The following is a 26,189-nucleotide window of genomic DNA, read 5'->3' as shown; positions in this document are numbered from 1 at the left end:
GCGGGTCGTGTGCCCCACGGGGGGGCCGGGCGGGGCGCCCCCGGCCCCGCCCCGCTGCCGCGGCGGCTCCGGGACCCCCCGGGGCCGCCGCCTACTTCCGCTTCGCGGAGCCCGCCCCGGCGGTGGCGTCGGCCGTCACCGCCACCGCATCCGGGTCCGGGGCCTCCTCGAAGTCGACCTTGCCCATGTGCCGGTTCATGGACTTCATCAGCTGCCACACGCCCACGGCGAGCACCGCGAAGACGATGAAGCCGAGAACGCCTGGGGTCACCTTGTTCTTGTCGAGCTCTTCGGCAAGCGGAACGAGGTCGGTCAGTGCCTGGGTCGCGTACATATCAGGCATTGTCGCGGATGCCCGCGAAGAGGTCGCTCTCGGGGAGGGAGGTATCGACGAGAGACTTCGCCAGCTCGTACTCCTCGGTCGGCCAGACCTCCTTCTGGATGTCCATCGGGACGCGGAACCAGCCGCCGTCCGGATCGATCTGGGTGGCGTGCGCGATCAGCGCCTTGTCCCGGATCTCGAAGAAGTCCGCACACGGAACGTGCGTGGTCAGCGTACGTTCGTCGCGCTCGAACTCCTTCCAGCGCTTCAGCCACTCGCCGTACGGCGACTCCAGGCCGCGGGCCAGCAGCGCCTCGTGCAGCGCCACCGTGCGCGGCCGGTTGAAGCCCTGGTTGTAGTAGAGCTTCTGCGGCTGCCAGGCCGGGCCGAACTCCGACTCGGGGAACTGCTCGGCGTCCGCCGCACCGTCGAAGGCGATCATCGTGATCTTGTGGGTCATGATGTGGTCGGGGTGCGGGTACCCGCCGTTCTCGTCGTACGTCGTGACGACCTGCGGCCGGAACGCGCGAATGCTGCGGACGAGACGGCCCGCGGCCTTCTCCTCGTCCTCCAGCGCGAAGCAGCCCTCGGGCAGCGGCGGCAGCGGGTCGCCCTCGGGCAGACCGGAGTCGACGAAGCCGAGCCACTCCTGCTCGACACCCAGGATCTCCCGGGCCTCGTCCATCTCCTTCTTGCGCACCTCGTGGATGTTCTCCTCGATGTACGGGTCGCCCTGGAGCTTGGGGTTGAGGATGGAGCCGCGCTCGCCTCCCGTGCAGGTCACGACCAGCACGTCCACCCCCTCGGACACATACTTGGCCATCGTGGCCGCGCCCTTGCTCGACTCGTCGTCGGGGTGGGCGTGGACGGCCATCAGTCGCAGCTGCTCGGTCAAGACTCGATCCTCAGTGATTCGGCACATGGGCAGGCTTCTATAGTGACCGAACCGGGGGGTGGAAAATTCCTCGATCCCCGGCACGGGAGGAACGATCATGACTGCGGTGCGCGAAGCGCCTCCTGAGAACCGCTACGGCCGCTCCGCGGACCAACGCGCGGACCGCAAGCTCAAGATCATCGGCTCGGCGCTGGGCGTCGTGCTCCTCGGTGTGGTCGGCTGGATCGGTTACGACTACGTCGCCGGCCAGGGCATCAGCGCCGAGGTGATCAAGCGCCAGGTCGTCTCGGACGAGCGGGTCGACCTCCACCTCGAAGTGCGCAAGGACAAGGACGCCAAGGGCTACTGCACCCTGCGCGCGCAGCACGCGGACGGCAGGGACGTGGCCCGCAAGGACTTCCGCTTCGACGAGCGCACCGACCGGATCGACCGCATCCTGACGCTGCGTACGACGGCCAGGGCCACCAGTGTCGAGCTGCTGGGCTGCACCGTCGACGACGGGGCGTCGCATTGACCGGCGCACGCCGGCCCTGAACCACCGCTACCGGGCCCGACCTGCGCATACGCGATCCTGGTGATTTACCTTCTCCCCCTTTTCCTGGGGAATTGTTAGGCTCGTGGTTTCGCCCACCCGTGGAAGCACATGCTTACGGGTAGGGCGATGCTTTGTATTCCCAGTACCGACGAGGAGCACCCTGTGACCCAGACCAGCGAAAACGTCACCTGGCTCACGCAGGAGGCGTACGACCAGCTCAAGGCCGAGCTGGAGTACCTGTCTGGTCCCGCGCGCACGGAGATCGCCGTAAAGATCGCGGCGGCCCGTGAGGAGGGCGACCTGCGCGAGAACGGCGGGTACCACGCGGCCAAGGAGGAGCAGGGCAAGATGGAGCTCCGGGTGCGCCAGCTCACCCAGCTCCTGGAGCACGCGAAGGTCGGCGAATCGCCGGCCGACGACGGCGTGGTCGAGCCCGGCATGGTCGTGACGATCGCCTTCGACGGCGACCCGGACGACACGTTGACCTTCCTGCTCGCCTCACGTGAGTACGCCAGCTCGGACATCGAGACGTACTCCCCGCAGTCGCCGCTCGGCACCGGCGTGAACGGCAAGCGGATGGGCGACGACGCCGAGTACGAGCTGCCGAACGGCAAGACGGCGACCGTGAAGATCCTCGCGGCGAAGCCGTACACCGGCTGATCCCGCACCGCACATGCGAGGAGCCCCCGGTCCGCCGGGGGCTCCTCGCATGTGCGGCCCCGCTCAGACCGCCGCCTGTCGGTACTTGCGCACCGCCAGGGTGCGGAAGACCACCAGGATCAGCAGCGACCAGATCAGCGACGCCCAGACCGGGTGCACCATCGGCCAGGCGTCCGACGGCGACACGCCCGGGTTGCCGAAGAGCACCCGGCACGCCTGGACGGTGGCGCTGAACGGATTCCATTCGGCGACCGGCTGGAGCCAGCCCGCCATGTTCTCGGTGGGCACGAAGGCGTTCGAGATGAACGTGACCGGGAAGAGCCAGATCAGCCCGCCGGAGGTGGCCGCCTCGGGGGTACGGACCGAGAGGCCGATCAGCGCTCCGATCCAGGAGAAGGCGTACCCCAGCAGGAGCAGCAGCGCGAAGCCGCCGAGCACCTTGCCGATGTTCTCGTGGGTGCGCCAGCCGACCAGCAGGGCGACGACGGCGAGGACCAGCAGGGTCAGCGTCGTCTGGACGAGGTCGGCGAGCGTACGGCCGGTGAGGACCGCGCCGCGCGCCATGGGCAGCGAGCGGAACCGGTCGATGAGGCCCTTGTGCATGTCGTCGGCGATGCCCGCGCCGGCACCGGCGGTGGCGAAGGTGACGGTCTGCGCGAAGATGCCCGCCATCAGGAAGTTCCGGTACTCGACGGGGCTGGTGGAGCCGCCGATCATCATCGAGCCGCCGAAGACGTAGCTGAACAGCACGACGAACATGATCGGCTGGATGAGCCCGAAGATGATCATCTCGGGGATCCGGGCCATGCGGATGAGGTTGCGGCGGGCGATGACGAGCGAGTCGCGCATCGACTGCCCGATCCCGCCTCCCGCCCTGGGGGCGGCCGGCGTCAGGGCCGTGCCGGATACCGCGCTCACTTGACCGCCTCCGTCCCCGCCAGGGCACCGCCGGCCGGGCCGGCCCCGGTCGCGTCGCCGTTCCCGTCGCCGTTCTGCGGCCCGGCCGCGTGTCCGGTCAGTGAGAGGAAGACGTCGTCGAGGGTGGGGCGGCGCAGGCCGATGTCGTCGATCTCCACGCCGCGGGCGTCGAGGTCTCGGATGACCTCGGCCAGCAGCTTGGCCCCGCCGAGGACCGGGACGGTCAGTTTGCGCATGTGCTCGACGACGGCGACCTCGCCCTTGCCGAGGTGGGCGAGCACGGCGCGGGCCGGTTCGATCTGGTCGCGCTGGTGCACCACGACCTCGACGCGTTCGCCGCCGGTGCGGGCCTTGAGCTCGTCGGAGGTGCCGCGGGCGATGACCAGGCCGTGGTCGATCACGCAGATCTCGTGGGCGAGATGGTCGGCCTCCTCCAGGTACTGCGTGGTGAGCAGCAGCGTCGTGCCGCCCGCGACGAGTTCCTCGATGACCTCCCAGAGCTGCTGCCGGTTGCGCGGGTCGAGGCCGGTGGTCGGCTCGTCCATGAACATGACCGGCGGGGAGACGACGAGCGCCGCCGCGAGGTCGAGGCGGCGGCGCATGCCCCGGAGTACGTCTTGGCCGTGCGGTCGGCCGCGTCGGCGAGGTTGAACCGTTCCAGCAGCTCCCCCGCCCTGGCCTTCGCGTCCCGTGCGGTCATCTGGTAGAGCCGGCCGACCATCCGGAGGTTCTCACGGCCGGTCAGATACTCGTCGACCGCGGCGAACTGGCCGGAGAGGCCGATCGACCTGCGCACCTCGTCGGGTTTCTTCAGTACGTCGATGCCCGCGACGACGGCCCTGCCGCTGTCGGGCCTGAGCAGGGTGGTCAGGACGCGCACGGCGGTCGTCTTGCCTGCGCCGTTGGGGCCGAGAAGTCCGAGGACGGTGCCTTCCGGCACATCGAGATCGACACCGCCGAGTGCTCGTACATCGCCGAAGGTCTTCACCAGACCTTCGGCATGGATCGCGCCTGGCATACGGGATTCCCCCAGTGCGTTCGGGTGAGTTCCTCAACAGATCCTAGGTTTGACGGTCTTTCCGCGCCCGGCGAACGCCTGCGGCGAACGCGCCCGGCGGCACCCCGGCGACACCGGCAACGTAACGCGATACATCGCGACTGGCAAGGCTCAGCTCATCACCAGATAGCCCGCGTCACGCAACGCCGCCGAGACCTCCGTGCAGTGCTCCGGGCCCTTCGTCTCCAGTTGCAGCTCCACCTCGACCTCGGTGAGCCCGAGCCGGGGATCGGTCCGCACATGACCGATGTCGAGCACATTGGCGTCGACCACCGAGAGCACGCCCAGCAGCGTGGCCAGCGCACCGGGGCGGTCGGTCAGCCGCAGCCGCAGACTCAGATAGCGGCCGGCCGCCACCATGCCGTGGGTCAGGATGCGCTGCATCAGCAGCGGGTCCACATTGCCGCCCGAAAGGAGCGCGACCACCGGCCCGCGGAACGACTTCGGATCGCTCAGCAACGCCGCGACCGGGCTCGCACCGGCCGGCTCCACCACCAGCTTCGCCCGCTCCAGACAGAGCAGCAGCGCACTGGACAGCTCGTCCTCGGAGACCGTACGGACCTCGTCGACCAACTCCCTGACCAGCTCGAACGGCACATCGCCGGGGCGCCCCACCTTGATGCCGTCCGCCATCGTGTTCGGCGAGTCGATCGACACCGGATGGCCCGCGGCCAGCGAAGGCGGATAGCAGGCCGCACCCGCCGCCTGCACCCCGACGATCCGCACATCGGGCCGGACCGCCTTGACCGCCACCGCGATGCCCGCCGCGAGACCACCGCCGCCGATCCCCACGACGATGGTGCGCACCTCGGGGCACTGTTCGAGGATCTCCAGGCCCACCGTGCCCTGTCCGGCGATGATGTCCGGGTGGTCGAAGGGGTGGATGAAGACCGCGCCGGTCTCCTGCGCGTACTCCTGCGCCGCGGCCAGCGTCTCGTCGACGACATGTCCGTGCAGCCGGACCTCGGCCCCGTACTGGCGGGTGGCGGCCACCTTCGGAAGCGGCGCCCCGACCGGCATGAAAACCGTGGACCGTACGCCGAGCAGCGCAGACGCGAGTGCGACACCCTGCGCATGGTTTCCGGCGCTCGCGGCGACGACTCCGGCCGCCCGCTCCACCGGGGACAGACCGGCGATCCGTACGTACGCACCACGCAATTTGAACGAGCCGGTCCGCTGCAGGTTCTCGCACTTGAAATGGACCGGCGCGCCCACGAGGTCGGTCAGGTGGCGGCTGCCTTCCATCGCGGTCATCCTGGCCACGCCGGAGAGCATCTTCTGCGCTCCGCGGATGTCGTCGAGGATCAGCGGGGGAAAGTGGCCGGTCGCGCGGAAGTTCATACCGTAAGTCTTGCAGCTCGGCAGGGCGCCGACCGCCGCGTCCCGTCCCCTCCTGGGCCGTTGTCCACGGGTTTGCGCAGCGCTGGTACGCGTTGCCCCGTGGCCGCGTACTCTGTCCCCCACCCATCCGACACCGCACGAAGAGAGCCCCCGGCCATGCCCCCTCAGGACATGACGACAGCTGCGTCTCCTTCCGGGGGCGCCGCCCCCGAACCCACGGGTTCCGACCACGTCCTCGACGCTCTGCAGCACCAGGTCGCGGTCTTCGCCCGCCGTGCCGAGCAGACCCGCCTCGGCGGTGTCGGCCAGGTGCGCAATTCCATGGACCGGGCCGCCTATCTGCTGCTCAACCGGCTGGACCGGGAAGGCCCGATGGGCGTCAAGGCGCTCGCCGCGGGCATGGGGATCGACTCCTCGACCGTGACCCGGCAGGTCGCACCGCTCGTCGACACCGGACTGGTCAAGCGCACCTCGCACCCCGAGGACGGCCGGGCCGTCGTGCTCCAGCTGTCGCCGCGCGGCCAGGCGCGGCTGGACGAGGTCCGCAGCTCCCGGCGCGAGCTCATGACCCAGGTGACGGACGGCTGGACGGCCGAGGAGCGCGAGACGTTCTGCACGCTGCTCACCCGGTTCAACACCTCGCTGGCCGCCCGCCAGACCTCGCACCAGACGCCGCCGGCCGGCTGAGCGCCGCCGCACGGATCGTGCCGGGCCCGGACGACCTGCTGCACGCCTCTTGACCAGGAGCCCCGCAACGGCTCGGATGTGGACTGTGCGAGAGCGCCAGACGGGCCGGGAGCGGCGCCGCGCCCAGGAGTTCGAGACCTTCGTCGCGGGCGCGGCCGGCCGTTTGCTGCACACCGCCACGCTGCTCACCACCGAGCCCATGCGGCCGCCGGGAGCCAACCCCCGGGCCCAGCGGCTGCTCACGGCCGCGCTGGCGAGCACGTACGCCCAGTGGGAACGGCTGCGCGGCGAGGACCCGTACGACCGCACCCGGCACGAGCTCGCCGTCCGGTTCGCCCACCAGGTCTGGCGGCACCAGCGGCCGCGCGGCGGGCTGCTGGACGCGCTGACCCCGCTGGAACGCCTGGTCCTCGTACTGCGGCTGTACGAGGGGGTCGCGGAGGAGCAGGCCGCGGCGCTGCTCGGCCTGCCGGTGGAGCGGGTGCGGGCGATCTGCAACCGCTCGGTGGCCACGATGCGCGGCACCCGCCGACCCACGACACGGTGGGGCACACCCGGGCCGCTGGGGGTCGCGCGATGAGCCGCGTCGGCGACCGGGAGGACGAGGTCCGGCGCATGCTGGACGGTCCGCATCCGCAGGTGCCCGCCGACCTGGCGCGGCGGGCGGCGGAGCGCGGCGGCAGGCTGCTGCGCCGGCGGCTGTTCGTCCGGCGGCTGATGCTGCTGGTGGCGTGCGCCGCGGTGGTGGCCTTCACGGTCTGGGCGATGGCGACGCATCCCTGGCAGGTGCCGCCCTCCGAGACGACTCCGCTGGAGGGCTGGTGAGCGGCGATTTCGGGCGAACTATCCTGGAATGGGCGGCACGGGGAACCAGCCGAGGAGGCTGCTATGACCAGGAAGATCGCTGACTGCCGCAAGCATCCGAGCGTGTCGCACTGCTCGCTCACCATCTCGGGTGAGGAAGAGGAAGTCGTCCGGGCCGCGACGGAGCACGCGGTCTCCGTCCATGAGCACACCGACAGCCCGGAACTGCGCGAACAGATCCGGGCGATGCTGGAGGACGAGAAGGTCAACGCCTGACATCACCGCGGACGGCCGGGCGGACCCGAGTGTTTCGGGCCCGCCCGGATCATTCGGTTCAGCCGAGCGCCTGCGTCAGGTCGGCCAGCAGGTCGTCGGCGTTCTCGATGCCGACGGAGACGCGGACGAGGTCGGCCGGCACCTCCAGCGGGGAGCCCGCCGCCGAGGCGTGCGTCATGCGGCCCGGGTGCTCCACCAGCGACTCGACGCCGCCCAGCGACTCACCGAGGGTGAACAGCTGGGCCCGGTTGCAGACCTGGACCGCGGCCTCCTCGCCGCCCGCGACCCGGAAGGACACCATCCCGCCGAACGCCTTCATCTGCTTGGCGGCGATCTCGTGGCCCGGGTGCTCGGGCAGCCCCGGGTAGAGGACCTGGGTCACCTTGGGGTGCCGGGTCAGCAGATCGGCGACCTTGGTGGCGTTCTCGCTGTGCCGGTCCATGCGGACGGCGAGGGTCTTGATGCCGCGCAGCACCAACCAGGCGTCGAACGGCCCGGCGACCGCGCCCATCGCGTTCTGGTGGTACGCCAACTCCTCCGCCAGTTCGGGGTCGTTGACGATCAGTGCGCCGCCGACGACGTCGGAGTGGCCGCCCATGTACTTCGTGGTGGAGTGCACCACCACATCGGCGCCCAGGGCCAGGGGCTGCTGGAGGTAGGGGCTGGCGAAGGTGTTGTCGACGACCAGGCGGGCACCCGCGGCGCGGGCCACCCCGGCGATCGCGGCGATGTCGGTGATGCCGAGCAGCGGGTTGGACGGGGTCTCCACCCAGACCGCCTTGGTGCGCGGGGTGATCGCGGCCCGTACCGCCGCCACGTCCGAGGTGTCGGCGACGGAGAACTCCACCCCCCACCGCGAGACGACCTTCGCGAACAGCCGGAAGGTGCCGCCGTAGGCGTCGTTCGGGATGACCACATGGTCGCCGGGGGTCAGCAGTGTACGGAGCAGGCAGTCCTCGGCGGCGAGGCCGGAGGCGAAGGCGAGTCCGCGGCGGCCGCCCTCCAGGGCCGCGAGGTTCTCCTCCAGGGCGGTACGGGTCGGGTTGGCGCTGCGGCTGTACTCGTAGCCGCCGCGCAGTCCGCCCACACCGTCCTGCTTGTACGTGGACACCTGGTAGATGGGCGGAACTACGGCGCCGGTGAGGGGATCGGCGGTGTTTCCCGCGTGGATCGCGAGGGTCTCGAAGCTGTGCTGGTCGCTCATGGGGCCCGAGCGTAGTTCGTCGCGAGGGCGCCCACCGGGCTACCGGGCCGTCCGGTGACAATGGGGGCATGGAGATTCTCTGGTTCCTGATCGCACTGTGCATGCTCACCGCGGTCATCGGCCCCTTCGTGCTGCGCCGCCGAGGCGGAATCCGCCTGGCCGCGCCGGGTTCCCCGGACGCCGCCGACCCGGACGCCTACGGCTTCGTGCGTCAGGAGGAGCTGGACATCCGGCTGCCGGGCCCGGACCAGGACCTCCTCGACGTGCTCGATGTCGTGCAGCGCTCCCAGGACTGGCGGGCGGCCTCGCAGCTGCTGGCCGGTACGCCCAAGGAGGGCGAGGTGCGGTGGCAGCGGGTGCAGGCGTTCGCCGGGGCCGCCTCGCTGGAGCTGGCGCAGCAGCCCGGTACCGGTGGTGCGTGGCTGCGCACGTGGCGGGCCCAGGCGCCGAAGGACGCGGGCGGCGCGGTGGTGCACGCCGAATTCCTGGTGCAGCAGGCGTGGCGGTCGTCGACCGCGGGGACGGACGACTTCCGGATCATCCTGGAGGAGGCCCGTACGGTCTGCGGCGAGGCGGCGCTGCTGGCGCCGGGCGATCCCGTGCCGTACCTCACCGAGCTGGCCGTGGCCCGCGGACTCGGCTACTCCCACGAGGAGTTCGACCGGCTCTGGGCGAAGGTGCTGGACCGGGCCCCGGCCCACATGGGCGCGCACATCGCCGCGCTGCACTACTGGTGCGAGAAGTGGCACGGTTCGCGCGAGGAGGCCGACCGCTTCGCCACCGCGGCCGCGGCCCGCGCCCCGCAGGGTTCGCTGCTGGCCGCGCTGCCGCTCTTCGCGGTGTACGAGCATCTGCCCGAGGTCAATCTGGTGCAGGGCTTCTACCGCAGCGCGGTGGTGACCAAGGCGGTCGAGGGCGCCCTGTTCGCGGTGCACGCGGCCCGCCCGGACGACCCGATGCTCGCCCACGTGCGGCATCTGCTCGTCCTCTTCCTGGTCCGGATGGAGCGCTGGTCGGAGGCGATGAACCAGCTCGTCCACATCGACGGCCACGTGGGCGCGCTGCCGTGGACGCAGGGCCCCGACCCGGCCGCCGAGTACACGGTCTACCGGGCGCTGGCGGTGGCCGGCTACGAGGCGAACGGCGGCAGCCCGGCGACGCTGCCGCAGTAGCCGCGCGGAATCCGCGGCGCCCCCGCCGCGTTGTAAGCACTGCACACCCACCCCAGGAGGAGCCCCGCATGTTCCTGCAACGCCGCACCCCGCAGCTCCCCACCCCGGAGGAGGCCCTGAAGGGCCGCCCCACCCCCGAGTTCGGCGTCCCGTCCCGCCACACGGTCCTCGGCAACCCGCTGCTGGGCCCGTACCCGGAGGGTCTGGAGGTCGCGGACTTCGCGCTGGGCTGCTTCTGGGGCGCCGAGCGCAAGTTCTGGCAGACGGACGGCGTCTGGACGACGCTCGTCGGCTACCAGGGCGGTTACACGGAGAACCCCGCGTACGAAGAGGTCTGTTCGGGCCTGACCGGCCACACGGAGGCGGTCCGCGTCGTCTTCGACCCCCGGACCGTCTCGTACGCCGAGCTGCTGAAGCTGTTCTGGGAGTCCCACGACCCGACCCAGGGCTTCCGCCAGGGCAACGACGTGGGCACGCAGTACCGCTCGGCGGTCTACACCCACTCCGCCGAGCAGGAGGCGGCCGTGGCGGCCTCCCGCGAGGCGTTCCAGAAGGTCCTCACGGCCGCCGGCCACTCCACGATCACCACGGAGATCCTCCCGGCGGAGGGCCGCACGTTCTGGCCCGCGGAGGGGTACCACCAGCAGTACCTCGACAAGAACCCGGCGGGGTACTGCGGGATCGGCGGCACGGGCGCAACCCTGGAATCACCCTCCGAGACGAACTGGGGCCGCTCCTGCCCCACGGGAATCGCGGAGACCGACAGCTGACTCACCCGAGGACCGGCCCGCAGGCAGCGCCGGTTTCGCGATCCGGCAGAGCTGACACGCCAGCGCGACCACATTCAGTCACAATACACATACAGAGAGTAACTTCTCCCCGAGATGGAGACGCCCCCGCGGCTTCCACAGTTCCCGGCCACCCCGGGACCGGTACGGGACGCCCGGGGGCCGAACCGTTCGTTCCATGATCGCCCGGCACGGCCAGGCGATCAGCCCCTTGGAGAGAAGAAGAAGATGACGACCAGCTTCCAGCGCCCCAACCGCCTGGCCCGCGTGGCCGCCGCGGCAGCCGCGACCGCGGCCGCGGCCATCGTGCTGCTCCCCGGCACCGCCACTGCCAACTCCGCCGCCGGCCACCTGCCGCCCGGCGTGGTCCAGCTCCTGGACGGCGAGCCGTGCCCGCCCGCCACCCTGTGCCTGTACCGCGACTACGGCAATCAGGGCCCGGCCTACGGCATCGGCGCCGGCTACCACGTCGACCTGCGCGACCTGCCCATGAGCGGCGGCGTCAACGGCCCCACCGCTGCCAACGAAGCCTCCTCCTGGGTGAACAACACCGACCACCTCGCCCTCCTCGTCGACATGGACAAGGCAGCGATCCGCCTGCTGTTCCCGCACCAGTTCCTCCAGGAGCCCCCGCAGACGAACGACACCGTCGACATGGTCCACTGGGTGTAGCACCGGTCCACACCGTCGGTGAGGCCGCGCACCAGCGGCGTACCGACAGGCGGCCCGGGTGCCGTGGCCGTCTCCTGCGATCAGGAGGCGGCCACGGCTTTGAGAGGGGGCCGGATCAGATCAGGCCCTGCGCCAGCATCGCGTCCGCGACCAGTTCGAAGCCGGCGATGTTGGCGCCGACCACGTAGTTGCCGGGGCTGCCGTAGCGCTCCGCGGTGGTGTAGCAGGAGTCGTGGATGTGGCGCATGATCTCCGCGAGGCGCTCCTCGGTGTGGGAGAAGGTCCAGGAGTCGCGCGAGGCGTTCTGCTGCATCTCCAGGGCGCTGGTCGCCACCCCGCCCGCGTTGGCGGCCTTGCCGGGGGCGAAGGCGACGCCCGCCTCCTGGAGGACGCGTACGGCCTCCGGCGTGGTGGGCATGTTGGCGCCCTCGGCGACCGCCTTCACGCCGTGGCGCACCAGGGCAACGGCGTCGGCCTCGTGGAGTTCGTTCTGGGTGGCGCAGGGCAGGGCCACATCGCAGGGGACGTTCCAGACGCCGGTGCCGGGGACGTACTTGACGTGTTCGCCGCGGCGTTCGGCGTACTCGGAGACACGGCCGCGGCCGGCCTCCTTGATCTCCTTGAGGAGGGCGAGGTCGATGCCCTTCTCGTCCACGATGTAGCCGTTGGAGTCGGAGCAGGTCACCACGGTCGCGCCGAGCTGCTGGGCCTTCTCGATCGCGTAGATCGCGACATTGCCCGAGCCCGAGACGACGATGCGCTGGCCGTCTAGGGATTCGCCGCGACTGCGGAGCATTTCGGCGGTGAACAGGACGCAGCCGTAGCCGGTCGCCTCGGTGCGTGCCTGGGCGCCGCCCCAGCCGAGGCCCTTTCCGGTGAGTACGCCGGACTCGTAGCGGTTGGTGATCCGCTTGTACTGGCCGAACAGGTAGCCGATCTCGCGGCCGCCGACGCCGATGTCACCGGCGGGGACATCGGTGTACTCGCCCAGGTGGCGGTGGAGTTCGGTCATGAACGACTGGCAGAACCGCATGATCTCGGCGTCCGAGCGGCCCTTCGGGTCGAAGTCCGCGCCGCCCTTCCCGCCGCCGATGGGCATGCCGGTGAGCGCGTTCTTGAAGATCTGCTCGAAGCCGAGGAACTTCACGATGCCGAGGTTGACCGAGGGGTGGAAGCGCAGCCCGCCCTTGTACGGTCCGAGCGAGCTGCTGAACTCGACCCGGAAGCCGCGGTTCACATGGATGTCGCCGGAGTCGTCCGACCACGGCACCCGGAAGATGAGCTGGCGCTCGGGCTCGCAGACGCGCTCGATGATCCTGGCGTCCACGAACTCGGGCCGCTTCGCGAGGACCGGGCCGAGGGTCTCCAGGACCTCCCGGACCGCCTGGTGGAATTCCTGCTCGCCCTGGTTGCGCCGGAGGATCTCGGCGTACAGCGGCTCGATGACGCGGCTCTCGGTGGCGTGCGGGGTTACGGAATCAGGGGTGGCCTGCATCTGGGTCAAGACCTTCCGTCGATGGGCATCGCGCGCGAAGACGCCCCCGTCCCGGGGGCGCCAGCGGTCCCCCTCCCCATTGAGGGCGTCGCCCAGACATCGCACGCTCTGCGGCTCACGGAAGCGACGTACAGAACCGTTGTGGCATGTGTATTGTCCCAGTCGCTTCGGAAGTTCATTCAACGGGACCCGCGCAATGCCGGGCCGGCGCTACGCCCGCACCTCGCGGCGCAGCATCCACAACCCCGCCCCGGATGCCAGGGCGGCCACCCCGGCGGTCACGCTCAGTGCGATCTGCAGACCGCTCTCCTCCATCAGGAAATTGAGCGAGACGTTCGCGGCGATCGCCGCGCAGAACACGATCCAGAGCAGTGCCTTCATGGGGTTCCTCCGTGGCCGGGTGGGTGATGTCTCCATAGTGCTGTCAAGGGGCGGTCGTCACGAGGGGCCGGTCTCCCGGGTCCGTGGTGTAGCCAGGTACACCACGACCCCGGCAAGCGGAGGCCGCGGTCCGGTCCGGACAGACCTAGACCCTAGGGTTTGCCGGGTGGGGATCACCGAGGGCACGGGGACGCACGACAGGGCAAACGGGCGGGCCGACACCGGCCCCGGCCGGACGGGTACCGGCGCGGCCGAGGAACCGGCGCGGTGGTGGCTGCCGGGCGTCGCGGTGCTCGTCGTCGTGCCGTTGTACCTGCTGTGGGCGCTGGTGCTGGCCACCGGCGGCGGTGATCTGGCGGCGCAGCTCGCCTGGGCCGGCTTCGCCTCCCGGCATCCGGGGTCCGCGTACAACCTCTCCTGGTACGGAGGGATGCACACCGCCAACTACAGCCTGCTGACGCCGCCGCTCATGGCGGTGTCCGGGGTGCGGACGGTGACCGTCGCCGCCGGGCTCTGCGGGTCGTGGGCGCTGGGGCGGCTCTGTGTACGGAGCGGGGTGCGGTGGCCGGTCGCGGTATTGGGTTCGCTGACGCTCTGGTGCAATGTCGCGTCCGGGCGCACGACGTTCGCGCTGGGCGTCGCGATCGGGCTGGTCGCGCTGCTGTACGTACTGCGTCGTACGGGCATCGCGGCGGGCTGCGCGGCGCTGGCGACGGCGGCGAGTCCGGTGGCGGGGCTGTTCCTGGTGGTGGTGGGCGCGGCGTACGGGCTGGACCGGCAGTGGCGGCGGGCGGCGGTGCTCATCGTGCCGCCGTTCGTGGTGGTGGCCGCGACGACGCTGGTGTTCCCGTTCACGGGTGAGCAGCCGATGGCGACGAGCAAGCTGTGGATGCCGTTGGCCGCCTGCGCGGTGCTGTGGCTCGCGGCGCCGCGCGAGGGGGGCTGGCGGGTGGTCCGGTTCGCGGGCGCGGTGTACGCGGTGGGCGTCGTCCTGACCTGTCTGATCGCCTCGCCCATCGGTACGAACGTGGAGCGGCTGGTGGGAGTGGCCGGTCCGCCCGTGCTGCTGGCGGCGCTGCTGACCGTGCTGCCGCGGTGGGCGCGGGGCGGCGCGCCGGTGCGGGCGGGGGCCGTGGTGCTCGCCGGGATGCTGGTGTGCAACACGGGCTGGCTGGTCGACAAGACCGATGACGATCTGCGGGTCTCCAGCTCCGTGCCCGCGTGGGCGGAGCGCACCGACGGCGTGGTCGCGGAGCTGCGCCGGCTCGGTGCCGAGCGGACGCGGGTGGAGGTCGTACCGGCCCGCAATCACCGCGAGGCGACGGTGCTCGCCCCGTACGTGAACATGGCGCGCGGCTGGAACCGGCAGCTCGATGTGGAGCGCGGGCGGCTGTTCTACGAGGGGAAGCCGACCCCGGCCACGTACCGGGCCTGGCTGGACCGGTGGGGCGTGGGCCTGGTCGTGCTGCACGACGGCAGGCCGGACGGGCCCGCCGAGGCGGAGGCGGAGATCATCCGGCGCGGCGCCGACTGGCTGGAACCGGTGTGGCAGGACGCGGATTGGCGGATCTACCAGGTGCGCGGGGCCGTGCCGCTGGTCTCCGCGCCGGGCGCCGTCGTACGCGGGGACGACGCCTCCCTGGTGGTAAGGATGCCCGCCGCCGGGTCGGTGACGGTACGGATCGCCTACTCGCCGTGGCTGCGGGCGGACGGCGGCGGGTGCCTGCGGCGGGACGGTGAGTGGACGCGGCTGACGGTGGAGCGGGCCGGGGAGTACCGGCTGGACTCGCACTACCGGCTGTGGCCGTTCGGGTCCTGCTGACGGGGCGGGCGAGGCGGACGGGGGCTCGGCCGGCGACACAGGGCTCGGTCCGTGTCGCCGGGGCTCAGTCCGTGACGCCGAGGTCCTGACGCATCAGCTCCCGCATCGTGTCGAGGCGGGGGTCGGCCGCCTTCAGGTCCTCCAGGGCCTGTTCGACGTTCTCGCCGTCGCGGGCCCTGCCCCGGTCGAGGCGTTTGACGACAGCGTCACCGGCGGCGAGCACCCGGTTGAGGTCACGGGACGCCTGCAGTATCCGTTCGGGGACGATCATCTGGGCCTCGGCGTAGCGGTCGCGGTGGTCGAGGCGGGCCTCTTCGAGCTGGGTGCGTTCCTGCTCCGTGTAGACGCCGTCGCGGATGCGGTGCAGGGCGTCCTTGAGGAGTGTGTGGAACTGCCGGGAGGCCCGGTTCATGGCCGTGTACTGGGTGCGCCGCTCCTCGAACTTCCGCCGCTCGTCCGCCAGTCGGCCCTCCTCGGCGCGTTGGCGTACGGTCAGCCGTTGCACGAACACCGGGGCGAGGAGGGTGCCGAGCACTCCGACTACTGCGGTGATCATGGCGGTGATGGCGGCGGTCATGGCTGCGAGACTAATGCGGGCCGCGAGGCGGCGTGAGTGCGGATCCCGGGCACATGGTGACGGCTCATCAGACATGATTCCGTCATGACAATTCCACGGGGGAAGAGACGTACCCCGAGCCGCTCCGGATCGCCTACGCCGACAGCCCGCCCGGCCCTGCCGCCCGCGCCCGGGTACCGGGCCGCGCCGCGCGCGGCACGCGTGCCACCACGTGCGGGCGACATGCGCCGCTGTCTCGCCGTCGGCCTCGACTGCTACCTCTGCCTGGTCACCGCCGGCTTACTGGTCCGGCCGTACGTGGACACGGCCGAAATCACCGAGGCGGTCGGCCTGCTGCTCGGTCCGACGCTCGCGTTCTCCTTCCTCAACCATGTGGTCCTCACCGCGCTCACCGGGGCCGGCGTGGGCAAGCTGATCATGGGGATCCGGGTGGTCAGACTGCCCGACGCCGGACGTCCGGGGCCCTGGCTGCTGCTGCGGCGCTGGCTGTACGGGCTCTGCCGACTGCCGCTGCAACCCTGGTACGGGCTGCGCTCGCTCCTCTCGGGCCCCGGCGTCCTGCCCCGCACCACGTTCCGGAACGGCGGGAACGGCGAACCGCACGCCGATCCGCTGGGCCTGCGCCAGGTCCGCCACAGCGACCTCACCGTCCACCGGACCGCCACCGTGGCCGCCCAGCGCTGAGGCCGGGCCCGCAGGCCCGGAATGTGCCCACAGGCACCCTCCCGGCCCGCTTCAACTCCCGTATCAGGTCAGGCCGCCGCGTTCTCCGTGATGGTGGGATGAGGCCGCGACGAGAGTGCGATGAGAAGACATACGAACGCCGGAGGCGGCGGCACCGCGGATCCGAGGGGATCCGGGTGCCGCCGCCTCCGTGCGGGATTCGGGCGCCGGGGGATGACGCGTGGGTCGGGTCAGGCCTGGGAGCCCGCCGTCCACTCCGCCCAGCTCATGTTCCAGCCGTTGAGGCCGTTGTCCGGGGTGATGGTCCGGTCCGGGGAGTTCTTGACGATGACCACGTCGCCGACCATGGAGTTGTTGTAGAACCAGGCGCCGGGCTGGTTGGCGTCGCCCGCGCCCTTCACATCGGCGAGGCCGACGCAGCCGTGGCTGGTGTTGGCGCTGCCGAAGATCGACCGGGCGCCCCAGTAGTTGCCGTGGATGAAGGTGCCCGAGGTGGACAGCCGCATGGCGTGCGGCACGTCCTTGATGTCGTACTCGCCCTTGCCGTCGTCGTCGGTGAAGCCGACCGTCGCACCGTTCATCCGGGTCTCCTTGAACTTCTCGGAGATCACCATCTGCCCGTTGTACGTGGGGTTCTCGGAGGAGCCGGAAGAGATCGGGATGGTCTTGATCGTCTTGCCGTCCCGGGTGACGGTCATCATCTTCGTGTTGGCGTCGACCGTCGAGACCTGGTTGCGGCCGACCTTGAAGGTGACCGTCTTCTGCTGCACACCGAAGACGCCGTCCGCGCCCTCGACGCCGTCCAGCGCCAGCTTCAGCGTGACGGTGGAGCCGCCCTGCCAGTAGTTCTCGGGGCGCAGGTCGAGACGCTGCGAGTTGAACCAGTGGCCGACGACCTGCTGGCCGCTGCTGGACGTCACGGTGATGCCGGCCTGGACGGCCTTCTTGTCCGTGATCGCCTTGTTGAAGTTGATCGAGACCGGCATGCCGACGCCGACCGTGGAGCCGTCCTCGGGGGTGAAGTTCCCGATGAAGCTGTTGGCGGGCGAGACGGTGGTGAAGGAGGAGTTCTCGTGCGCCTCGCGGCCCTTCGAGTCCTTCGCCGTCGCGCTGATCTTGTACGTGGTCGAGCGCTCCAGCTGGACGTCCGGCTTCCAGCTCTTGCCGTCGGCGGAGAGCGTGCCCTTGACGGTGGCTCCGGCTGTCGTGGTCATGGTGACCTGGGACAGCGTGCCCTTGGCGACGGTGACCTTGGCGTCGTTGTTGATGCTCGCGTTGGTCGCGCCGTTCTTCGGCGAGATCGCTATCTGCGCTTCCGAGGCGTCCTGGGCTGCCGCCTTGTCGACCTCGGCCGCCTGCGACTTCTTCGAGCTCTCGGCGTTGCCGCTCTTGTCCCCGCCGTCGCTGCAGGCAGTGAGCACCAGAACGCCGCCGAGCAGTGCGGACGCGGCCATCAGGCCCCTACGCCGCTTGCTGTCCGTCATCACACGCTTCTCCATCGTTGCCGAATCCCCAAAAAACCCCGAGCGGAGCCGCCGACCGGCGGAACCCGTCAATGGTCCTAGAACCCATGGAAAGGGTCCTCCGTTCCACATCCGCGAAAGATGTGGGGAACAACACTCATCGACGCGTCCGCGGTTGCGGTGGTTCCCGACGCCGATCACGTAAAAGACGACCGGCGAACGACACGGCCCCGGCCCGCGTGCGAAGCGGTCCGGGGCCGGTGTTCACCAGCTGCCGGTCGCGTCGCTCGCGGCGACGTGACCGTCGTCGTCCTCACCCATTGTGCGGGACGTCGCCACCGCTCTCGGCGTCGTCCTCGTCACCCTCGTCCCCGTCCTCGTCGTCGAGGTCCCAGGTGTCCGGGTTGTCCGGGTCGTAGTCGACGGTCTCGCTGCTCCAGGACGCCTGGGCGAGCTCGACCCCGGGTACCTCGCTGACCAGGTCGAACGGGTCGATGAGGGAGGCGAGGGCCTCCGCGCCGTCCTCCCGTACGGCGGCTTCGGCATGCATGCGTTCCTCGGCGGACTCGCCGCCCGGTTCTCCGTACTCGGCGGCGATCGACTCCAGTGCGGTGCCGCTGAGGGCGGCGGGGTCCGTGATCTCCAGCACCATTTCGACCTGAAGCCGAACAAACCGTGATGTCTCAGAAGTGCTCATGTGCCGGAGCGTAAGCTCCCCGCGCTCCCGGCTTTCCCGCGACCCGCTGCTTTCACTAGCATCGGCGCACATGCCTAACTCACGGCTGTGACAAGGGGGATCGTTTCCGTGGTCGTCGCTCGCCGCCCGCTCCTGACCGCCACCGCCGCGGCCACGTTGCTGGCCGCCCTGTGGTTCGTCCCCTCCGCCAACGCGACGGACGAACCGGCCGGCACACCAGTCACCCGGAGCGGACCGACCACCACCGCTGCCGAGGGCTCCGCGGCCGGTCCGAGGCTGGCCGACACCGGGACCGGGATCGACACCACCCCGTATCTGATCGGCGGGGTGGCGTTCCTGGGCATCGGCGCGGCATTCGTCTCCCACTCGGCACGCCGCTCCGGCACCCTGTCTGCCTAGGCCCTGGCCAGCGGATCATGCGACTGTCAGGTCGTTGGCTCGTTGGTCCCGGACCTGTTCCGGGTCCGAACGGGCATACCGTGGCGGGACCTTCCCGAGTGATTCGGCAGCTGGAAGACCGTCCCTGAACGGCACCGGCGCTGGTCGGCGGACGGTACCTGGGACCGGATCCCGCGTGCCGTCCAGGCGGACGCCGACCTGGCCGGCCAGGTCGACTGGAGCATGGTCAGCGTCGACTCGACGTCCTGCCGTGCCCATCAGCACGCGGCCGGGGCCCGCAGGAAGAAGCCTCTACAGACGCCGCAACGAGGTCGAGCGCACGATCAATCGGCTCAAGAACTCCCGGGCCGTCGCCACCCGCTACGACAAGAGGGCCTACGTCTTCCACGGCACCGTGACCGTCGCGACGACCCGACTGCGGCCGCGCTCCTGACCGCGCCTCAGCGCGTCGGTTCGGCCAGGAGCAAGGCATTGAGAGTGGCGTAGTCGTATCCGCCTTCAAGGGCGGCCGTCGTGCCCTGGGTCAGCAGTTCGCGGGCTGCTCGTCGCACCAGCCCGTAGGCCGCCTCGGCGATGGAGGATCCCGCGCTGATGCGGGCGACTCCCGCCCCGGCGAGCTCGGACACGGATGGTGCGCCGGGGCCGGCCAGGACGTTCAGCGGCAGCGAGGTGGATCCGGCGAGCGTCCTGACCGTCGGGGTGTCCAGCGCGCCGAGGACGAAGATGCCGTCCGCACCGGCCGCCGCGTAGGCGCCGGCACGGGTGAGTGTCTCGTCCAGCCATGCCACGCGGTCACCAGGGGGCAGGCGGTGCGTGTCGATGCGGGCGTTGATGAACAACGGGACGCCTGCCTCGTCCGCGGCCCTGCGGGCCGCCGCGATCCGTGCGACCTGCTCGGCGACGGGACGAAGGGTGTCCTCAAGGTTGATGCCCACGGCTCCGGCCGCCAGGACGCCGCGCACGGTCTCGCCCACACCGGCGGGATCGGTCGCATAGCCGCGTTCGATGTCGGCGGTGACCGGCACGTCAACAGCGGCCGTGATCCGGGAGATCGCGCCCAGTGCCTGGTCGCGGCTCAGATGATCCCCGTCGCCGTGGCCCAGCGACCACGCGACTCCGGCGCTGGTAGTAGCGATCGCGGAAGCACCCACGTTCGCCACCACCCGGGCGGAGGCCGCGTCCCAGGAGTTGGTCAGGATCAGCGGATCGCCGGGAACGTGCAAGGAGCGGAACAACTGTGCCTTGTCGAGAAGTGTTGCCATGAGCGGCATTTCACCACGTGAGCCCGATCAACGATCACTATTTTCTCTGCGCCGTGATCCGCCGGACAGGACCCAGGCCCGTGGGATGACCGGACCCGAGGTCCACATCCACGACGTGGACCTCGACCTCATTGCTCACGCGGAAGGCCGAGGCGGTCTCCACGCGCGTCATCTCCAGGGGCGGGATCGGACTGCCGCAAGTGACCGCACAGGGCGTCGATACCGGCCTGCCGCATCGCCGTGGCGGCGCCGGTCGCGTCGTCGGCGACGTCCGCCGGGGCACGAACCCCGCCGAGCCGGACGGCCGGGTCCGCGAAGTCCCGCCCGCCCCGCGACGCCTGGCACGCACTCCCGCCGCGGAGTCCCGTCCTCCGGGCGGACGACGGGACCCCGCGGACAAGTCCTAGGCCAGCGGCCCGGTCACCGGCTCGACCGCCGCGACCAGCTTCCCCGCCCGCACGAACGCGTCCGCCGCGGCCAGGTCCGGCGACAGGAAGCGGTCCGGCCCCGGCCCCTGGACCCCGGCCGCGCGCAGCGCCTCGATGGCGGCCTGCGAGGCGGGCGCGGGAGTGAGGCCCTGGGCGGCGCGCAGTTCGATGGCGCGGGTCGCCGCGTACAGCTCGACGGCGACGATCCGGGCGAGGTTGTCGACGGCGGTACGGAGCTTGCGCGCCGCCGACCAGCCCATCGAGACGTGGTCCTCCTGCATCGCGGAGGACGGGATCGAGTCGGCCGAGGCGGGTACGGCGAGCCGCTTCATCTCACTGACCAGGGCGGCCTGGGTGTACTGGGCGATCATCAGGCCCGAGTCCACCCCGGCGTCGTCGGCGAGGAACGGCGGCAGCCCATGCGAACGGTTCTTGTCCAGCAGCCGGTCGGTGCGGCGTTCGGTGATGGAGCCGAGGTCCGCCGCGACGATCGCCAGGAAGTCGAGCACGTACGCGACGGGGGCGCCGTGGAAGTTGCCGTTGGACTCGACCCGGCCGTCGGGCAGCACGACGGGGTTGTCGACGGCGGAGGCCAGCTCGCGGCCCGCGACGATCCCGGCGTAGTCGAGGGTGTCGCGTCCCGCGCCGTTGACCTGCGGGGCACAGCGCACCGAGTAGGCGTCCTGCACGCGGGGCGCGTCGCCTGTGATCTCGGCGTGCCGCCCCGTGAGGCCCGAGCCGGCGAGGACCCGCAGCATGTTGTCGGCGCTGGCGCCCTGGCCCGGGTGCGGGCGGATGGCGTGCAGCTCCGGGGCGAGCACCTTGTCCGTGCCGAGCAGCGCCTCCAGGGAGAGCGCGGCGGTGATGTCGGCGGAGGTGTAGAGGTTCTTCAGGTCGGCCAAAGCCATGACGAGCATGCCGAGCATGCCGTCGGTGCCGTTGAGGAGGGCGAGGCCCTCCTTCTCGCGCAGCTCGACCGGGGTGATGCCATGGGCGGCGAGCAGCTCACCGGCGGGGCGCACGGTGCCGTCGGGGCCCTCCGCGTCGCCCTCGCCCATCAGCGTCAGGGCGCAGTGGGAGAGCGGGGCCAGGTCGCCGGAGCAGCCGAGCGAGCCGTACTCGTGGACGACGGGCGTGATGCCCGCGTTGAGGACGTCGGCCATGGTCTGCGCGACCTCGGGGCGTACGCCGGTGCGCCCGGAGGCGACCGTCTTCAGCCGGAGGAACATCAGCGCGCGGACGACCTCGCGCTCGACGCGCGGTCCCATGCCGGCGGCGTGCGAGCGGACGATGTTGCGCTGGAGCTGTGCGCGGAGATCCTGGCTGATGTGCCGGCTGGCCAGCGCCCCGAATCCGGTGGAGACGCCGTAGACCGGCTCCGGCTTGGCGGCGAGCGCGTCCACGATCTCGCGGGCGGCGGCGAGCGCGCCGACGGCGGCTTCGGAGAGCTCGACGCGGGCGTTGCCGCGGGCCACGGCGATGACGTCCTGAGCGGTGGTACCGGACGTCCCCACCACGACTGTGTGCATATCCATATTCAGAAGCGTACGGACTGAATCCCTTCATGTCACTAGTCATGTCATCAGCAGCCGTACGGTTGACCCCTTACCGACCGGTGCGACCTTCTTACCGACCGGTGCGGCCTCCTACCGGCCGGCGTGCCCCTCCTACCGGCCGGTGCGGCCCTCAGGGGCGGCTGCCGCGCAGATGGCGGCGGTCGTGCGGGGACCTGGGCGGCGAGTCGGCCAGCCGGATCACCTCATCGTCGCGCCCCGCCACCACCGGTTTCATCGAACGGGCCGCCTTCGCCCGGTACTGGGCCGCGTCCGCCAGCCGGAACAGCCGCCGCGCCGACACCACCGGGCCGATCGGATCGCCGGTCGACGCGATCCCGCACGCCACCCCGTCGCCCTGCTCCAACTCGGCTGCCCGTTCGCAGAGTTCGGTGGCCACCCGGACCACGTCGTCCGCCTCCGGGCCCACCGCGAGCAGGCAGAACTCATCACCGCCGAGCCGGGCCGCGAGCGCGCCGGGCAGCATGGCACCGCAGCGGGACAGCACCGAGCCGAAACGTTCCAGCAGGCGGTCGCCGACCGCGTGGCCCTGGGTGTCGTTGACCTGCTTCAGCCCGTTGAGGTCGCAGACGACCAGGCTGACCACCGCCCCGTCCGCCCGGTGCCGCTCCACCGCCTCGTCGAGCCGCACGTCGACGGCGCGGCGGTTGGCCAGACCCGTGAGGGGATCGGTGAAGGCGAGCTTGCGGACCTCTTCGAGCCGTTCGGCCTGGGAGACCCCCGCGGCGACGACCGCGGCCAGCACGGTCGCGAAGTTCGCGTCCTCCCGCCCGAACACCGGCGCCCCCACCGGGCGGGCCACATACAGCTCGCCCCAGGCCCGCCCGTGCAGCACGATCGGCGCGACCACGCAGCAGCCGCGCCCGCGCCGGCGCAGGGCGGCCACCCGCTCGCGGCCGTACCCGCTCCCGTACTCCCGCAACGCCGCAGTGTCGCCCGCCCCCACCGAGCCGTCGGCGGTCTCGACCCAGGCGTCCGGTTCACCGCCCCCGGCCCACCGTTCGTGCAGGAACTCGGTGATCTCCGGGAACTGATGCACCGGATATGTCTCCGCCTCGGGGAACTCCTCCTCCCCTTCGGCCCGTTCGCCCGCGTTCACCAGCACGCGCAACTCGCCGCGCCCGCGTTCCCACACGGAGAGCGCGGCGAAGCTGCCGCCCAGCGCCTCGCACGCCCCCAGCGCAGCCGCTCGCCACGACCCCCGCGGGGTGTGTGCCGCCGCCATCGTCTGCGCAAGCGAAACCACGGCCCGCAGCCGTGCATCATCACCACCCATCGCTACAGCTTATGTAGCTTTGCGGTGATTTGATCCGTTTGGGACGTCAGCCGTGTTCACCTCGTGTCCATTCAGTTACGCAATGTCACACCGCGTCACTCGCCGGGCCAGTTCGGCTTCCGCTTCTCGTTGAACGCGGCCACGCCCTCGGCCCGGTCGCCGGAGAAGGCCACCGAGCGCCAGGCGGCGTCCTCGACTTCGAGGCCGGCCCGGAGATCGAGGCCGTGGCCCAGCCGCAGCGCCCGCTTGGCGGCCCGCAGCCCCACCGGGGAGTTGGCGGCGATCCGGCCGGCGAGCGCCAGCGCGGCGGTACGGTCCTGCCCGTCGTCCACCAGTTCGTCGACCAGTCCGCAGTCGAGCGCCTCGGCCGCCGCCACCCGCCGGGCCGTGAAGACCAGCTCGGCGGCGCGCGCCGCACCGATCCGCCGCGGCAGCAACTGCGTACCGCCGCCGCCCGGGATGACGCCGACCGACACCTCGGGCAGGCCGACCACGGCCGTGCGGTCGGCGACGATCAGGTCGCAGGACAGCGCCAGCTCGAAACCGCCACCGAGCGCGAAGCCGTGCACGGCGGCGATCGTCGGCATCGGCAGTTCGAGCACGCCGGTGTACGCGGACCGGGCGGTGGGGCGCTGACGCAGCAGATCGGCGTCGGTGAAGGAGTTCCGCTCCTTCAGGTCCGCGCCCACGCAGAAGGCCCGCTCATGGCTGGAGGTGAGGACGGTGACCCGTACGCCGGAGTCGGCGGCGAGCGCGGCGCAGGCGGCGGCGATCGAGCGGGCCATGTCGGTGGACACGGCGTTCATCGCCTCGGGCCGGTCGAGGACCAGCTCGGCGACGTGTTCCTGCCCCTCGTGGACCCGTACGACGACGAATTCCCCGAACCGCTGCTCGGACGTGACGGTCATGACTGCACCCCTCCGGTTAACGATCGTTACCGGAGGGATCCTATGGCGCGGCCCGGACAGCGGTCCCGGGTGAGTCCGGACCGGCCGGAAAGGACGGGTTCAGGAAGTGCTGCGGCGGGCCAGCAGCCAGGGCTCCACCACGCCGAGTCCGCGCACCGGGCGCTGCCACATCGGCTGCAGCCCGAAGCGGTACTTGGGCGCGGGGGCCGGCTCCATGCCTTCCCGGCGCTCCTTCTCGGCCACCGCGGCCTCCTCCGCCGCCTGCGCCTCGGAGGCCGGGGCATCGCCGGTACGGATCAGCTCCTGCGCGAACGCGCCGTCCACCAGCACGGCGTCCTTCGGCGCTATCGACGTCAGCCGGCTGGCGAGGTTCACCGTCGTACCGAAGACATCGCCCATCCGGGTGGTGACGGTGCCGAACGCGATGCCCACGCGCAGCGCCGGCATGATCTCGTCCTGGGTCATCGCCTCGATCAGGCGCAGCGAGATCTCGGCCGCGGTGCCCGCGTCGTCGGCGGCGAAGAGGACCTCGTCGCCGAGGGTCTTGATGAGGCGGCCGCCGTGGGCGGCCACCAGGTCGGCCGAGGTGGTCTCGAAGGCCTCGACCAGTTCGCCGAGCTCCTCCTCCTCCAGCCGCCGGGTCAGCCGGGTGAACCCGACGAGGTCGGCGAAGCCGACGGCCAGCCGGCGGTCGACCATCTCCTCGTCGTCGGCGGCCTGCACGACCCGTCCGGTGGCGGCGGCCAGCTGGCGCCGCCACACGTAGACCAGGAACTCCTGGAGCTCCGGAAGAAGCAGCTCGACCAGCGGGTACGTGACCTCGGTACGGGTCATTCCGGGCTCGGGCGGCTCGGTCAGCCCCTCCAGGAAGGAATCGATCTGCCACTCCGCCAGCCGGGCGGTGGTCTGCCCGGTGGACCGGGCCACCTGGATCGCCATCGGTTCGCTGAGCAGCCCCGCCTCGACGAGACCGGCGAGCCGGCGCAGCGCCAGCACATCGGCCTCGGTGAGCGCCTTGGCCTGCCCGATGTCGGCGAAGCCCATGGCCCGCCAGAACCGGGAGGCCAGATCCATCGAGACACCGGCGGTACGGGCCGCCTGGAACGGCGTGTAGCGACGGTCGGCGCCCAGGATCAGCTGTTCCAGCCTGATCGCGAGGGGGTCGTCGGTCGGCTCCGCCGTATGGTCGACTTCGTGATGCGGTGTCGCGTGGACCGAGGGTTCCGACGGGGGCTGTGTGCCCGCACCGGAGGTCGTGTCGTCGACGGTCACCAGCCGCCTCCTGCCCGTTCCCTGCGCACTGCCCTGCCGATCTGTCGGTGGATCGCCTCAACGATACGGCAGGTGTGCCGTGGCTCACGCCCCTAAGTCTTCCGGGAATGTTCCTGGGTGGGCCGGGGGCGTGGGTGGTTTCTGAGTTTTCCCGGAATGTTCCTGGGGGGCCGGGGGCGTGGGTGGTTTCGGCCGGTGGGTGGTTTCCAGGAGGGCACGGTCTCATGCCCCGGGTACGTGTTCGGTGGGGCGGAAGGCTCGGGAGGGCCGGCACCGGCGAGCGACCGGCAGACGCCATGTGGTCCCCGCGCGCAGGCCCCTCGATCGACGCGATTTCAGCCTGTCCGACGATTGAGGACGAAACGGCAGCCGGACGGCCCCGGCGGACCGGTGCCCGTCGCGGCAGCCCTCGGCCCGTTCTCAGACCAGGCCGCCCCCCACGCCCCTCAGGTGGACGATGTCGCCCGCCGACACCGGTTCCTGGAGGCCGTCGTCGGTGGACAGGATCAGGCGGCCGTCGCCGTCGATCGCCACGGCCTCGCCGGTGAGCGTGCGGTCGCCGGGCAGCTGGGCCCGTACCGTCCGGCCGAGCGTCGCGCAGCCCGCCGCGTACGCCTCCT

Annotated in this window: 27 protein-coding genes and 4 pseudogenes; 14 read left to right on the top strand and 17 right to left on the bottom strand. The window is 71.1% G+C overall.

Going from position 1 to position 26,189, the window contains the following annotated elements:
• Window positions 1-91 precede the first annotated feature (91 nt).
• Window positions 92-334, bottom strand: coding sequence for a hypothetical protein (locus ABZY11_RS18910; RefSeq protein ID WP_356480207.1), 243 nt, complete (start codon window positions 332-334; stop codon window positions 92-94).
• Window position 335: 1 nt separating this feature from the next.
• Window positions 336-1,217 (bottom strand): mycothiol conjugate amidase Mca, encoded by an 882-nt coding sequence (gene mca, locus ABZY11_RS18905; RefSeq protein ID WP_356480206.1) that lies wholly within the window; start codon window positions 1,215-1,217, stop codon window positions 336-338.
• 97 nt (window positions 1,218-1,314) lie between these two features.
• Between mca and ABZY11_RS18900 the strand changes: the two genes are divergently transcribed.
• Window positions 1,315-1,731: a DUF4307 domain-containing protein gene (locus tag ABZY11_RS18900; RefSeq protein ID WP_356480205.1), complete on the top strand. Its 417-nt coding sequence runs from the start codon at window positions 1,315-1,317 to the stop codon at window positions 1,729-1,731.
• A gap of 183 nt (window positions 1,732-1,914) precedes the next feature.
• The gene (gene greA, locus ABZY11_RS18895) at window positions 1,915-2,412 is read left to right on the top strand and encodes a transcription elongation factor GreA (protein ID WP_356480204.1); all 498 of its coding nucleotides are present in this window, start codon (window positions 1,915-1,917) and stop codon (window positions 2,410-2,412) included.
• Window positions 2,413-2,475: 63 nt separating this feature from the next.
• Here greA and ABZY11_RS18890 read toward each other — a convergent pair whose 3' ends face one another.
• From ABZY11_RS18890 to ilvA, 3 genes and pseudogenes are all read right to left on the bottom strand, one after another.
• Window positions 2,476-3,330 carry an ABC transporter permease gene (locus tag ABZY11_RS18890; RefSeq protein ID WP_356480203.1) on the bottom strand — a complete coding sequence of 285 codons (855 nt, stop codon included), beginning with the start codon at window positions 3,328-3,330 and terminating at the stop codon, window positions 2,476-2,478.
• Window positions 3,327-4,348 (bottom strand): annotated as a pseudogene (locus tag ABZY11_RS18885) (ATP-binding cassette domain-containing protein). Before ABZY11_RS18885 ends, ABZY11_RS18890 begins: the two are co-directional and overlap by 4 nt.
• A 150-nt stretch (window positions 4,349-4,498) precedes the next feature.
• Window positions 4,499-5,728, bottom strand: a complete 1,230-nt coding sequence (gene ilvA, locus ABZY11_RS18880) for a threonine ammonia-lyase (protein ID WP_356480202.1) — start codon at window positions 5,726-5,728, stop codon at window positions 4,499-4,501.
• 156 nt (window positions 5,729-5,884) lie between these two features.
• On the opposite strand from ilvA, the gene ABZY11_RS18875 reads away from it, so the two are divergent.
• The 4 genes from ABZY11_RS18875 (at window position 5,885) to ABZY11_RS18860 (ending at window position 7,495) form a co-directional block, all read left to right on the top strand.
• The gene (locus ABZY11_RS18875) at window positions 5,885-6,415 is read left to right on the top strand and encodes a MarR family transcriptional regulator (protein WP_356480201.1); all 531 of its coding nucleotides are present in this window, start codon (window positions 5,885-5,887) and stop codon (window positions 6,413-6,415) included.
• An 85-nt stretch (window positions 6,416-6,500) separates the two neighbouring features.
• Window positions 6,501-6,995 carry a sigma factor-like helix-turn-helix DNA-binding protein gene (locus ABZY11_RS18870; RefSeq protein ID WP_356480200.1) on the top strand — a complete coding sequence of 165 codons (495 nt, stop codon included), beginning with the start codon at window positions 6,501-6,503 and terminating at the stop codon, window positions 6,993-6,995.
• Window positions 6,992-7,240 carry a hypothetical protein gene (locus ABZY11_RS18865; protein ID WP_356480199.1) on the top strand — a complete coding sequence of 83 codons (249 nt, stop codon included), beginning with the start codon at window positions 6,992-6,994 and terminating at the stop codon, window positions 7,238-7,240. Before ABZY11_RS18870 ends, ABZY11_RS18865 begins: the two co-directional genes overlap by 4 nt.
• A 63-nt stretch (window positions 7,241-7,303) precedes the next feature.
• A complete protein-coding gene (locus ABZY11_RS18860) occupies window positions 7,304-7,495 on the top strand; it encodes a DUF1059 domain-containing protein (protein ID WP_356480198.1) in 192 nt (63 codons plus the stop codon).
• Between the two features lie 58 nt (window positions 7,496-7,553).
• Here the strand turns inward: ABZY11_RS18860 and ABZY11_RS18855 are convergent, their stop codons facing one another.
• Complete coding sequence (locus ABZY11_RS18855) at window positions 7,554-8,699, bottom strand: cystathionine gamma-synthase (RefSeq protein WP_356480197.1); 1,146 nt, start codon at window positions 8,697-8,699, stop codon at window positions 7,554-7,556.
• A gap of 68 nt (window positions 8,700-8,767) precedes the next feature.
• Between ABZY11_RS18855 and ABZY11_RS18850 the strand changes: the two genes are divergently transcribed.
• The 3 genes from ABZY11_RS18850 (at window position 8,768) to ABZY11_RS18840 (ending at window position 11,331) form a co-directional block, all read left to right on the top strand.
• Entirely contained in the window at window positions 8,768-9,871 is a 1,104-nt protein-coding gene (locus ABZY11_RS18850; protein WP_356480196.1) for a hypothetical protein, read from the top strand.
• Between the two features lie 68 nt (window positions 9,872-9,939).
• On the top strand, window positions 9,940-10,641 hold the full coding sequence (msrA, locus tag ABZY11_RS18845) for a peptide-methionine (S)-S-oxide reductase MsrA (protein ID WP_356480195.1): 702 nt from the start codon (window positions 9,940-9,942) through the stop codon (window positions 10,639-10,641).
• A 246-nt stretch (window positions 10,642-10,887) separates the two neighbouring features.
• Window positions 10,888-11,331, top strand: coding sequence for a peptidase inhibitor family I36 protein (locus ABZY11_RS18840; RefSeq protein ID WP_356480194.1), 444 nt, complete (start codon window positions 10,888-10,890; stop codon window positions 11,329-11,331).
• Window positions 11,332-11,446: 115 nt separating this feature from the next.
• On the opposite strand, the gene gdhA is transcribed toward ABZY11_RS18840, so the two are convergent.
• Both gdhA and ABZY11_RS18830 read right to left on the bottom strand, forming a co-directional pair.
• Complete coding sequence (gene gdhA / locus ABZY11_RS18835; protein ID WP_356480221.1) at window positions 11,447-12,826, bottom strand: NADP-specific glutamate dehydrogenase; 1,380 nt, start codon at window positions 12,824-12,826, stop codon at window positions 11,447-11,449.
• Window positions 12,827-13,036: 210 nt separating this feature from the next.
• Complete coding sequence (locus ABZY11_RS18830) at window positions 13,037-13,207, bottom strand: hypothetical protein (RefSeq protein ID WP_356480193.1); 171 nt, start codon at window positions 13,205-13,207, stop codon at window positions 13,037-13,039.
• A 274-nt stretch (window positions 13,208-13,481) separates the two neighbouring features.
• On the opposite strand from ABZY11_RS18830, the gene ABZY11_RS18825 reads away from it, so the two are divergent.
• Complete coding sequence (locus ABZY11_RS18825) at window positions 13,482-15,029, top strand: hypothetical protein (protein WP_356480220.1); 1,548 nt, start codon at window positions 13,482-13,484, stop codon at window positions 15,027-15,029.
• Between the two features lie 64 nt (window positions 15,030-15,093).
• On the opposite strand, the gene ABZY11_RS18820 is transcribed toward ABZY11_RS18825, so the two are convergent.
• Window positions 15,094-15,606: a hypothetical protein gene (locus tag ABZY11_RS18820; RefSeq protein WP_356480192.1), complete on the bottom strand. Its 513-nt coding sequence runs from the start codon at window positions 15,604-15,606 to the stop codon at window positions 15,094-15,096.
• 84 nt (window positions 15,607-15,690) lie between these two features.
• Between ABZY11_RS18820 and ABZY11_RS18815 the strand changes: the two genes are divergently transcribed.
• Entirely contained in the window at window positions 15,691-16,290 is a 600-nt protein-coding gene (locus ABZY11_RS18815) for an RDD family protein (RefSeq protein ID WP_356480191.1), read from the top strand.
• Between the two features lie 230 nt (window positions 16,291-16,520).
• Here the strand turns inward: ABZY11_RS18815 and ABZY11_RS18810 are convergent, their stop codons facing one another.
• Entirely contained in the window at window positions 16,521-17,789 is a 1,269-nt protein-coding gene (locus tag ABZY11_RS18810; protein ID WP_356480190.1) for an Ig-like domain-containing protein, read from the bottom strand.
• A 277-nt stretch (window positions 17,790-18,066) separates the two neighbouring features.
• Window positions 18,067-18,450: a hypothetical protein gene (locus ABZY11_RS18805; protein WP_356480189.1), complete on the bottom strand. Its 384-nt coding sequence runs from the start codon at window positions 18,448-18,450 to the stop codon at window positions 18,067-18,069.
• 108 nt (window positions 18,451-18,558) lie between these two features.
• On the opposite strand from ABZY11_RS18805, the gene ABZY11_RS18800 reads away from it, so the two are divergent.
• The 3 genes and pseudogenes from ABZY11_RS18800 to ABZY11_RS18790 all read left to right on the top strand — a co-directional run.
• Window positions 18,559-18,849 carry a hypothetical protein gene (locus ABZY11_RS18800; RefSeq protein WP_356480188.1) on the top strand — a complete coding sequence of 97 codons (291 nt, stop codon included), beginning with the start codon at window positions 18,559-18,561 and terminating at the stop codon, window positions 18,847-18,849.
• Window positions 18,850-18,903: 54 nt separating this feature from the next.
• Window positions 18,904-19,134, top strand: a pseudogene (locus ABZY11_RS18795) (transposase); the annotation flags it as partial.
• A 1-nt stretch (window position 19,135) separates the two neighbouring features.
• Window positions 19,136-19,282 (top strand): annotated as a pseudogene (locus ABZY11_RS18790) (IS5/IS1182 family transposase); the annotation flags it as partial.
• A 7-nt stretch (window positions 19,283-19,289) separates the two neighbouring features.
• Here the strand turns inward: ABZY11_RS18790 and ABZY11_RS18785 are convergent.
• From ABZY11_RS18785 to ABZY11_RS18760, 6 genes and pseudogenes are all read right to left on the bottom strand, one after another.
• Window positions 19,290-20,111 carry an isocitrate lyase/phosphoenolpyruvate mutase family protein gene (locus ABZY11_RS18785; protein WP_356480187.1) on the bottom strand — a complete coding sequence of 274 codons (822 nt, stop codon included), beginning with the start codon at window positions 20,109-20,111 and terminating at the stop codon, window positions 19,290-19,292.
• Window positions 20,112-20,514: 403 nt separating this feature from the next.
• Entirely contained in the window at window positions 20,515-22,074 is a 1,560-nt protein-coding gene (gene hutH / locus ABZY11_RS18780; RefSeq protein WP_356480186.1) for a histidine ammonia-lyase, read from the bottom strand.
• Window positions 22,075-22,225: 151 nt separating this feature from the next.
• Entirely contained in the window at window positions 22,226-23,389 is a 1,164-nt protein-coding gene (locus ABZY11_RS18775; protein WP_356480185.1) for a GGDEF domain-containing protein, read from the bottom strand.
• A 95-nt stretch (window positions 23,390-23,484) separates the two neighbouring features.
• Complete coding sequence (locus ABZY11_RS18770; protein ID WP_356480184.1) at window positions 23,485-24,297, bottom strand: enoyl-CoA hydratase-related protein; 813 nt, start codon at window positions 24,295-24,297, stop codon at window positions 23,485-23,487.
• 99 nt (window positions 24,298-24,396) lie between these two features.
• Window positions 24,397-25,569, bottom strand: coding sequence for an adenylate/guanylate cyclase domain-containing protein (locus ABZY11_RS18765; RefSeq protein WP_356480183.1), 1,173 nt, complete (start codon window positions 25,567-25,569; stop codon window positions 24,397-24,399).
• Window positions 25,570-25,989: 420 nt separating this feature from the next.
• Window positions 25,990-26,189, bottom strand: a pseudogene (locus ABZY11_RS18760) (biotin--[acetyl-CoA-carboxylase] ligase); the annotation flags it as partial.

This window comes from Streptomyces sp. NPDC006510, from assembly GCF_040611955.1.
GTDB lineage: Bacteria > Actinomycetota > Actinomycetes > Streptomycetales > Streptomycetaceae > Streptomyces.
Note: the sequence above shows the minus strand (reverse complement) of the source record. Positions and strands in the feature narration are given on the sequence as shown.

What these genes read in the sequence shown, in the direction of transcription:
- ABZY11_RS18785 (WP_356480187.1), bottom strand. Translation starts at nt 20,111, where the DNA reads ATGGCAACACTTCTCGACAAGGCACAGTTGTTCCGCTCCTTGCACGTT.
- gdhA (WP_356480221.1), bottom strand. Translation starts at nt 12,826, where the DNA reads ATGCAGGCCACCCCTGATTCCGTAACCCCGCACGCCACCGAGAGCCGC.
- msrA (WP_356480195.1), top strand. Translation starts at nt 9,940, where the DNA reads ATGTTCCTGCAACGCCGCACCCCGCAGCTCCCCACCCCGGAGGAGGCC.
- ABZY11_RS18910 (WP_356480207.1), bottom strand. Translation starts at nt 334, where the DNA reads ATGTACGCGACCCAGGCACTGACCGACCTCGTTCCGCTTGCCGAAGAG.
- ABZY11_RS18865 (WP_356480199.1), top strand. Translation starts at nt 6,992, where the DNA reads ATGAGCCGCGTCGGCGACCGGGAGGACGAGGTCCGGCGCATGCTGGAC.
- ABZY11_RS18875 (WP_356480201.1), top strand. Translation starts at nt 5,885, where the DNA reads ATGCCCCCTCAGGACATGACGACAGCTGCGTCTCCTTCCGGGGGCGCC.
- ABZY11_RS18830 (WP_356480193.1), bottom strand. Translation starts at nt 13,207, where the DNA reads ATGAAGGCACTGCTCTGGATCGTGTTCTGCGCGGCGATCGCCGCGAAC.
- ABZY11_RS18860 (WP_356480198.1), top strand. Translation starts at nt 7,304, where the DNA reads ATGACCAGGAAGATCGCTGACTGCCGCAAGCATCCGAGCGTGTCGCAC.
- ABZY11_RS18810 (WP_356480190.1), bottom strand. Translation starts at nt 17,789, where the DNA reads ATGGAGAAGCGTGTGATGACGGACAGCAAGCGGCGTAGGGGCCTGATG.
- ABZY11_RS18850 (WP_356480196.1), top strand. Translation starts at nt 8,768, where the DNA reads ATGGAGATTCTCTGGTTCCTGATCGCACTGTGCATGCTCACCGCGGTC.
- ABZY11_RS18820 (WP_356480192.1), bottom strand. Translation starts at nt 15,606, where the DNA reads ATGACCGCCGCCATCACCGCCATGATCACCGCAGTAGTCGGAGTGCTC.
- ABZY11_RS18840 (WP_356480194.1), top strand. Translation starts at nt 10,888, where the DNA reads ATGACGACCAGCTTCCAGCGCCCCAACCGCCTGGCCCGCGTGGCCGCC.
- ABZY11_RS18855 (WP_356480197.1), bottom strand. Translation starts at nt 8,699, where the DNA reads ATGAGCGACCAGCACAGCTTCGAGACCCTCGCGATCCACGCGGGAAAC.
- ilvA (WP_356480202.1), bottom strand. Translation starts at nt 5,728, where the DNA reads ATGAACTTCCGCGCGACCGGCCACTTTCCCCCGCTGATCCTCGACGAC.
- ABZY11_RS18775 (WP_356480185.1), bottom strand. Translation starts at nt 23,389, where the DNA reads ATGGGTGGTGATGATGCACGGCTGCGGGCCGTGGTTTCGCTTGCGCAG.
- ABZY11_RS18900 (WP_356480205.1), top strand. Translation starts at nt 1,315, where the DNA reads ATGACTGCGGTGCGCGAAGCGCCTCCTGAGAACCGCTACGGCCGCTCC.
- ABZY11_RS18805 (WP_356480189.1), bottom strand. Translation starts at nt 18,450, where the DNA reads ATGAGCACTTCTGAGACATCACGGTTTGTTCGGCTTCAGGTCGAAATG.
- hutH (WP_356480186.1), bottom strand. Translation starts at nt 22,074, where the DNA reads ATGGATATGCACACAGTCGTGGTGGGGACGTCCGGTACCACCGCTCAG.
- ABZY11_RS18770 (WP_356480184.1), bottom strand. Translation starts at nt 24,297, where the DNA reads ATGACCGTCACGTCCGAGCAGCGGTTCGGGGAATTCGTCGTCGTACGG.
- ABZY11_RS18815 (WP_356480191.1), top strand. Translation starts at nt 15,691, where the DNA reads ATGACAATTCCACGGGGGAAGAGACGTACCCCGAGCCGCTCCGGATCG.